Annotated in this window: 8 protein-coding genes and 1 pseudogene; 5 read left to right on the top strand and 4 right to left on the bottom strand. The window is 56.7% G+C overall.

What is annotated here, in order from left to right:
* Positions 1-133: 133 nt before the first annotated feature.
* The 4 genes and pseudogenes from AB9K34_RS02095 to AB9K34_RS02080 form a co-directional block, all read left to right on the top strand.
* Positions 134-259 (top strand): annotated as a pseudogene (locus tag AB9K34_RS02095) (IS3 family transposase); the annotation flags it as partial.
* Positions 260-481: 222 nt separating this feature from the next.
* Positions 482-1,375, top strand: a complete 894-nt coding sequence (locus tag AB9K34_RS02090; protein WP_369952793.1) for a DUF5655 domain-containing protein — start codon at positions 482-484, stop codon at positions 1,373-1,375.
* A gap of 599 nt (positions 1,376-1,974) precedes the next feature.
* Positions 1,975-2,721 (top strand): hypothetical protein, encoded by a 747-nt coding sequence (locus AB9K34_RS02085; RefSeq protein WP_369952792.1) that lies wholly within the window; start codon positions 1,975-1,977, stop codon positions 2,719-2,721.
* Positions 2,721-3,260: a hypothetical protein gene (locus AB9K34_RS02080; RefSeq protein ID WP_369952791.1), complete on the top strand. Its 540-nt coding sequence runs from the start codon at positions 2,721-2,723 to the stop codon at positions 3,258-3,260. The genes AB9K34_RS02085 and AB9K34_RS02080 overlap by 1 nt, the downstream gene beginning before the upstream one ends.
* 68 nt (positions 3,261-3,328) lie before the next feature.
* On the opposite strand, the gene AB9K34_RS02075 is transcribed toward AB9K34_RS02080, so the two are convergent.
* Complete coding sequence (locus tag AB9K34_RS02075; protein ID WP_369952790.1) at positions 3,329-4,342, bottom strand: type ISP restriction/modification enzyme; 1,014 nt, start codon at positions 4,340-4,342, stop codon at positions 3,329-3,331.
* On the opposite strand from AB9K34_RS02075, the gene AB9K34_RS02070 reads away from it, so the two are divergent.
* The gene (locus tag AB9K34_RS02070) at positions 4,235-5,065 is read left to right on the top strand and encodes an IS110 family transposase (protein ID WP_369952789.1); all 831 of its coding nucleotides are present in this window, start codon (positions 4,235-4,237) and stop codon (positions 5,063-5,065) included. The genes AB9K34_RS02075 and AB9K34_RS02070 overlap by 108 nt on opposite strands.
* Positions 5,066-5,339: 274 nt before the next feature.
* On the opposite strand, the gene chrA is transcribed toward AB9K34_RS02070, so the two are convergent.
* The 3 genes from chrA to AB9K34_RS02055 form a co-directional block, all read right to left on the bottom strand.
* On the bottom strand, positions 5,340-6,632 hold the full coding sequence (gene chrA / locus AB9K34_RS02065; protein ID WP_369952788.1) for a chromate efflux transporter: 1,293 nt from the start codon (positions 6,630-6,632) through the stop codon (positions 5,340-5,342).
* Between the two features lie 3 nt (positions 6,633-6,635).
* A complete protein-coding gene (locus AB9K34_RS02060) occupies positions 6,636-7,454 on the bottom strand; it encodes a chromate resistance protein ChrB domain-containing protein (RefSeq protein ID WP_369952787.1) in 819 nt (272 codons plus the stop codon).
* 495 nt (positions 7,455-7,949) lie between these two features.
* Positions 7,950-8,085: transposase (locus AB9K34_RS02055; protein ID WP_369952484.1), on the bottom strand; the 136-nt coding region annotated here is incomplete at its 5' end.

Genomic DNA, 8,085 nt, shown 5'->3' with positions numbered 1-8,085 from the left:
GAGCCGACCTGCGGACTTCATCAAGGCCAGCGGTCATGAAGCGCCGCGACAACAGGCCGGACACATGACCGCAATCCGCAAAGATCACGGTCGCCTGAAATAACCCTTGCAAAAACGGAGCCATCCACACATGGCGACGCTCGACTGGGTCGACTGGTTTAACAACAGGCGTCTGCTTGGCCCCATCGGAAACATCCCGCCAGCCGAGGCCGAGGAGAACTTCTATGCACAGCGCGACGTGCTCGATATGGTCGCGTGAAATGAAGCTATAGGTCTCCGATGAAACCGGGGCGATTCACGGGGGCAACGTTGGCCAATGCCTGAAACATCCACTGAGAAGTTCTTCTGCAACCGCTGCAAGGGCAGAACCAATCACTTTGTCCGGGCAGAGCATCAATCGGATACCTATGATACACGGAGCGGCACGGGATTAACTGCCCGATACTGCGTTGTAGAATGCTGCGGCTGTGAGAACGTCGCATTGGTCAAGAAGACGCATTTCTCCGAACACTTCGACTACTTCGAAGACCCGTCCACGGGCCAGCAACACCGCGAAGCCTTGTGGGACGAAGAGATATATCCACCAGTTACCTACCGCGCATCCCCACCTTGGTTTGATGATCTTCCCGACGATACGCTTCGGGAGATTTCTGGAGAAATCTATAAGTCTCTGCAATCGGGTTCGCATTATCTCGCTACATTTGGTTCACGCACTCTGATTGACCGCCTCATAGTCTTGACGGTTGGCGACAAGGGCAACTTCCCCAAAGGTCTCCAAGCTCTGCAAGACGAAGGCAAGCTTTCCCCTCAGGAGCGGGAAATACTGAATCCGGTGGTGGAAGCAGGGAACGCCGCCGCACACCGAGGGTGGGCACCTACCAAAGAACAGCTAGCCGTCATTCTGGATACGGTTGAAGGGCTTATTCACCGGCTGTTGGTGCTTCCTACTCTCGCCGAAGAACTGAAAGAGGCGGTTCCAGATCGTGGCGGCAATGCTTCTGCTAAACCCGGCAAGCCTGTTGTCACGGTGAAGGACAAAATCGATGCCGCGCCGAAAGTCGTTCGTGCAACGTACGATGAGCTTGCAAAGAAACTGGTGGCATTGGGCGATGACGTTTCATTGCATCCACAGAAACACTACATGGCCTTTCGACGGAACAGGAATTTCGCTTCGGTCCAAGTCTACAATCAAAAGCGCGTCGTTCGCGTGTATCTGAACCTTGACCCTGACACAGTCGCAATTGACGCTTCCATGATGCGCGACGTTCGCCAGATCGGGCATTTTGGGACTGGTGATCTAGAAATCACGCTTAAAAACAAGAATGACATCAGCAAGATAGACACGCTCATTGCCGCTAGCTATGCGGCTTCATAGCCAAATATGATCTATGGGTAGGCCGTGGGTAGATTTACCTTACATCCAATTTCTTCAAAGAAATCAATGTGTAGTGGCGGAGACGAAGGGTGCGTTATATTTCAGTTATTCAGTTGATAATACTAAATAAATTTTTATAGCAAAAATTACATACCACACTTTGCACCACACCAAGCAGTACGAAAGCCCATCAGGTAGAGCTGTGGCCACTTCGCGCTTCTTCAGCTGCCACACGATCTCGTAGCGCTCGCAAAATAACCTCTTCGATCTCTCGAACACGGAGTCCATGGTCGTATGCGAGCGCGTCAACCAGATTGGCGATCTCCGGGTCCTTGGGACCGTATATGGGCCAGTCGTGTAACTCATGGCTGTCGGGGTGCATTCGCCGTTCCATCAACTTTCCTCCAAATCACGCTTAGGCTAAACGGGGGAGCACCGTCCCGGCGAAGCACTCCTATGCACATGGGATCCGCTAAGATTCTGAATTTCAAAGACCTTTCCTAAATCCATGTCTTCATTGGATTTTATTGTCATTCGCCAACTCTAGATGCTACGATGAGGACTGCGGCTCAACCCTAGCGGCCGCGATGAGTGAGACCATGAGCAAGAACTACACGCTGTATATCAAAGCCTACACGCCCGAGACCATTCCGATGGCACGGTTGGCTCAGTACATGCAACACCTTGCCGCTATGCTCGGTCATGATACTGCCGTTCACTTCGATACTCTGAAGCCCGGCAGCACGCAACTTGTCACGAGAATCGACCACGAGGACGTGCCGAAGGTTGCAGCTCATATCGCCCAGGTGAAGCGAGGTGAGGGTAGTCCCGAGGCAACAAGGGCCAAGACAGAGATCGACCGCTTGCTTGCGGAAGACAACGCCACTGGCTTCGTCTACGAAGACGGCGACGAGAGCGCCGAAATCATTGTCTTTCCAGGTGTGAACCGCCCCAAACCGACAACGTATGGGCCGTTCAATCAGGAAGGCACGCTCGATGGAATACTGATCAGCGTCAGCGGCGCGGATCAGACCGTGCACCTTCAGCTACAGAACGGTGAGATTAAGTATACCGGCATCGACACCAATCGCGATACTGCTCGCCGTCTTGCCAAGCATATGTACGAGCCAGTGCGTATTTTCGGCACAGGCCGATGGCTTCGTGATCAAGATGGAAATTGGATTCTGAAGAAGTTTCGTGTGGATAATTTCACCGTGCTCGCCCCCGACGATCTTAAAGGCGCTATCGACCAGATGCGTGAGATCAAAGGCAGTGAATGGGCCAATATGGACGATCCGATTGGTGCGCTGAAAGCTCTGCGCGAGAGGGGCAACGGTCTGCACTAATGGTTGTTTTCGATAGTTCGATCTTGCTGCTTGTCCTCGATCCCAACGCCAAAGCACCAGTTGATCCTGCTACCGGCATTTCCGTAGAGAAGGCGGCCGAGCGGATCGAGTATCTGATCGCAAACCTCACAGCCGACAAGGAGAAGATCGTTATTCCGACTCCTGTGCTGAGCGAGGTGCTGGTTCATGCCGGAGCTGCCATGCAGGCATACCTCGACACCCTCAACGGTCAAGCAGCCTTCAGGATCGCTCCCTTCGACCAGAAGGCAGCCATTGAAGCGGCCATCGCGATGAGCGACGCGATCAAGCGCGGCGGCCATCGTATTGACGCGGCAAACCCCGACGCGACCAAAACCAAGATTAAATTTGACCGTCAGATCGTTGCGATTGCGAAGGCCGAAGGCGCGCACGCTGTTTATTCTGATGATGCTGATGTCCATAGCTACGCAAAGCACGCGGGGTTGGACGCATACCGGACGGCCGACCTCGATCTTCCCCCTGAAGACCCGCAGCAATCCTGGGATTTCGACGAAACCTGAACAGGTCGAATATCCAAGGCAGTGCGTGAAAGTTTGAGAACTTCGCACGTCCAGTAGACGCATGACAATCAAAACGCGAATTCGTCCTGTCGGTCATCTCCTGCGCGGGTCGTGGCGGAGCTGTCGTCGTCAAAAACGCCCTCGGCACGTAGCAACTCGGCGTCAATAAGCGGGCCAGAACAGATACACTCCAAGAGGTCGGCCTGGTCGAGCTCCAAGGCGGTCAACAGCGTCAAAACGTGAAGCAGGTTGATGAGATCTTCGGTATAGGACGCGGGCCAGCGGTCGGGCTGGATCTGTTCCAGCGGCGACGGCGGGCGGCGGTCGCCGATAATCGGACGGCTGCGGTCAAGGCGGCGGTAACTGAACCATTGGTCAATGATGTTCTTACCTGAGACCTCGTAAGCCCGGACCTCTGGCGATACATTGTCGATGAAGCCTTCGCCGACATAGAGGCGGCGCGCGGCCTCGTCATAGCTCAATTCATTGGGGAACTTGTCAGGGTCCGCCGGGATGGCTCCGCCCCTTGGGATGGTGGGGCCTTCTGCGGCCCTTGGTGGACCTGCGGGGCGGTCATTCGCGGGGTCAGTGAAGCGTTCGCCGTAGGTGTGGAGCCAGACCACACGCTTGCCGATTTCCACGCCCTCTTGGAACAGGTCGTGGCGGGCGGTCAGCGGTATGCGTAGACCGGGCTGGATAAGGTCGGATTGAAAGCGCGCGGTATAGGCTGGGTTGGCTGCTACAGCCGCGATATAAACCAACATATCGGGGGCCGTTACCCGGTTGCTCAGACTGCGCGTGAGCGCGGCAAGTAACGCGGGCCGAATGTTGGGTTGGCTGGCAGCTCTATCGGCCCAAAGTGGAAACACCCGTCCCCCGCGACCGTGGTAATGGTGAAGGTCGGGAATAAGTGCGCTAATCGAACAGGCGGGGCCATTCGTCGGCGTTCTGTCTTCCGGCGAGGTGATAAAGATTTGAGACGGCCCGAAAGCCTCCCAGAGGGTGGGATTGGCGCGGTTGAGCAGGCGATTGTCTGGAATAATCCATTGCCTATCCAGTGTTCTCATCGCGTACCTGTTCACCGCGCCCACGGAACCCGGACCCGGAACTTTGCGAAATATCTCGGCCTTGCTGCCAAGACGGATGCAGTTGACGCATGGATGCTGGCGCTGTTTGCGGCAAAATCAGAAGACCTACGGCTGTGGCAGCCTCCGACACCGGAAACGATGGAACTGCGCGGGTTGCGGCGGCGGCGAGATGACCTTACTCAGATCATCCGCACTGAACAGAACCGGCTCGAACACTCACAAATCAAAAGTGTGGAACGATCTCTCAAGCGCCATGTTCGTGCCATGATCAAGGAGATCCAGGAACTGGATGGACAGATTGCCAAGCTGATCGCAGCGACACCAGAGTTTCGGCGGAAGTCCGATCTGCTGACATCGGTGATCGGTGTTGGCGCCAAGACAGCGGCAGCTTGCCTTGCCTACGTGCCGGAACTTGGGTCGCTGACCAAGGGGGAGGCCGCTGCTATCGTCGGCCTCGCGCCCCATGCACAGGATTCAGGGAGGTTGAAGGGCCACCGCCGCATTTCAGGCGGAAGGCGAGAGCTCAGAGCAAGCCTTTACATGGCGGCGATGACCGCCCTTCGCCTTGATTCAGCTATGCAAACCTTCGCACGTCGCCTGCGAGAACGCGGTAAGCCCGCGAAGGTCGCGATCACTGCTGTGATGCGCAAGCTGATCGTGATCCTGAACGCAGTGCTCAAGACAGGTGAACCAGCACGGCGTGGTTTGCCAGCCTAGAGTTTGCAGACCTTCGCCGCGACGGCTGCGAACTGGAAAGATGCGGACAAACCCGACTTTTGATTTCGGAGCTTTGCTGATGCAGCATTCCTTTGCGCTTGTGGTACGCTTGTTGCTGCGACGCGGCGCTTGCCGTCATTGCGGTCGTTGGCGGATGCCAAATTTGCTCGGTCCGAAACCGCACTTTCGCGGCAGCCGGGTCAGACAGGAACGACGCGGGACAAACCGGGCCTTCGCTGCGGCTGCGCCAAAGTCCGGATCTGGGTCAGGCGTATCAGAGCAGCAGTCGTAGCGCTGCGCCCAGAATCGAGGCGACGAGCAGGATACGGATGATGCCCCAATGCAAGTGAAAGGCCAGAAAGGAGCTTAGACCGAAGAGCAACAGTGCGAGCCACTCGATGGTGGCGAACTCAGGCTGCCACAATGTGACGGGGCCCCAGCGTGTGCGGGCCACTGCGGCGAACAGCACATGCAGCGCGAACCAGAGCGACAGGTTTAGAATGACGCCCACGACAGCGGCCGTGATGGCCTTAAGTGCGCCCTGCAGACGTGGCTGGTTCGAGATCCATTCGATGTACGGCGCTCCGGCGAAGATCCACAGGAAACACGGTGCAAAAGTCACCCAGAGAGCGACAATGGCGGCGGTCACTCCGAGGCCAAGCCCCTCCTCCTTGAACCCGGCCAGGAAGCCCACGAATTCTGTCACGAGGATCAGCGGGCCTGGCGTGGTCTCTGCCAGACCCAGAGCATCGATCATCTCGCCTGCGCTCAGCCAACCGAACTGCACCACCACGTCCTGCGCCATATAGGCCAGCACCGCGTAGGCACCGCCGAAGGTAACGATCGCCAACCTGCTGAAGAACGTCCCCACCTGGACAAGAATATCGGGTGCACCGAACCAGGTAAGCGCCAATAGCGGAAGCAGCCAGATCGCAAGCCAGAGGATGATCGTTCCGCCGGTTTTCTGAGCCGACACATGAGCCATGTCGACTGCGCTACCCTCCGCAGGCGTGGTTGACGTGATCAGACCATAGAGACCCGCAATCAAGACGATCAGCGGATAGGGGATCGACAGGAAGAAGATCCCGACAAAAGCTGCCCCCGCGATGATCCAGTGCTGCCTTTGGGTCAGCGCCTTTTTCGAGACGCGCAGCAGTGCCTCGACAACGATTACCAGGACGGCGGCCTTGATTCCGTAAAACAGCGCCTCGACCAGCGGGACATTCCCGAAAAAGCTATAGATCGCCGCGAGTGTCATGATCACGACCGCACCGGGAATGACGAAAAGCAACCCGGCGATCAGACCGCCAATCGTGCCGTGAAGTCGCCAACCGGCATAGGTCGCAAGCTGCATCGCCTCAGGCCCCGGCAACAGCATGCAAAAGCTCAGTGCGTTGAGGAACTGTCGTTCAGACAGCCACTTGCGGTCGTCCACGACCTCTTTGTGCATCAGCGCGATCTGTGCCGCAGGCCCGCCAAAAGACAGGATACCGATTTTCCACCAGACACATGTTGCGTCCGCGAGAGACGGGGCCATGTTCGCCTTGACGTTATCTGTCCTGCTCATGATTCAAGCCCTTGTCGAAGCGGCAGGCCAGTCATGCCCTTCGTTCGTCGCGTCGCGCGCCCAACGATAGAAGGCATCATACAGCAACATGCACGCCTCAAGCTGGTCCAGATCATCGCGGAACATGCGAGACAGCCCCAAAGACGCCGCCAGAAGGCCAGCAGCTTCGGGTGCCAGATCATGGCGGTTGGTGTCTGCCCCTCGCACGATCACGGCAAGCCGTGACAGGGCGTCATGCCCGATGCCAAACTCTTCGATCATCGTATCGAAGGTACAGGTCTCGCCGCGATGGCTCCAGAACACATCCTCAATGTCGAAGGGGGTCGCGCCAAAATGCTCCGCCACATTGGTCACTTGCGAGGCCGCTACAAACAGGATTTGCGCTTTTGGATCGATGAAACGACGTATGAGCCACGGACAGGCGATCCGGTCGATTTTCGGGCGATGTCGCGTGACCCACACCGTGCGACCCGACGCATCCAGCGGCGGCAGCTTGTCCGTTGTCACCATGGGAAGCTTCGCGTCGCGCCATGCGAATTGCCCGCCTTCGAGAACTTCCGCCCGAACCCCAGCTGCGCGCAGCAGCGCCGCCGCCCCTTGACTGATCTTGAGACCCTTTTGGCAATAGACCACCACCGATCGGCCCGTGAGCTCATCAGCCAGTTCGAGGACATCTTTGAACGGGTGGCGGGAGGCGCCGGGAATAAGTCTTGGGTCGTCGTCAAAGTCTTCATCGATGCGCAGATCGAGAAGGGTCGGACAATCGGCTGTCCCGATCAGGCGAGCCAGAGCAGATACGTGGATTTCATTGTAAGACGCCATAAAGCATCCTCCGTGCAGAGTCATAACTGGAAGGATGCAAGATTGGGCTGGCGCCTCACGAGGTTCCTGCGCACCCCTGAATTTATTTTCTAGATGCCATCGCCTCAGGTGTCAAACCTGAGAGCGGCCATTGGCTGCGTCGCAGAAATCTGGAAATATGGGCTCACCTTCAGACTTCGCCACCCGGGGCACGAACATCAGCTGTTGATCTGTGAACGGCCGCACATTGATCAAGACATCATGAAATCAGAGATTTGGCAAATCTAGGGGATGACCGGTGTGGTTCGATCTGCCGCGTGGGCAATGCTGCGCGGGCATTGGGCAGCGGTGAGCCCAAAACGACGGATGCTGCTCAATGCACCAACGACCGATTCCTCAAACATTGGCCAAAATGGTGACAAAACCAAAGGTAATTTTTGCTACGGGTTTGTCGCACAAGAATCTTCAACGATTGCGGCGGCAGCAATGGCTTTTACAAAACCCACAGCTCTTAGGTCATGTTGACAAATGACGGATCCAAAGTCGGATTGACGCGATGTCGATGAAGCCCAGGAAGCTTTCAGCCGTCTTATCGTAGCGGGTTGCGACGCGCCGGGCGTTCTTGAGTTTGTTGAAGCACCGCTCAACCATG

Origin of the sequence: Sedimentitalea sp. XS_ASV28 (assembly GCF_041224545.1) — a bacterium.
Taxonomy (GTDB): Bacteria; Pseudomonadota; Alphaproteobacteria; order Rhodobacterales; family Rhodobacteraceae; genus Sedimentitalea.
The sequence above is the reverse complement of the archived record's forward strand: the minus strand, read 5'-3'. Positions and strand labels throughout refer to the sequence as shown.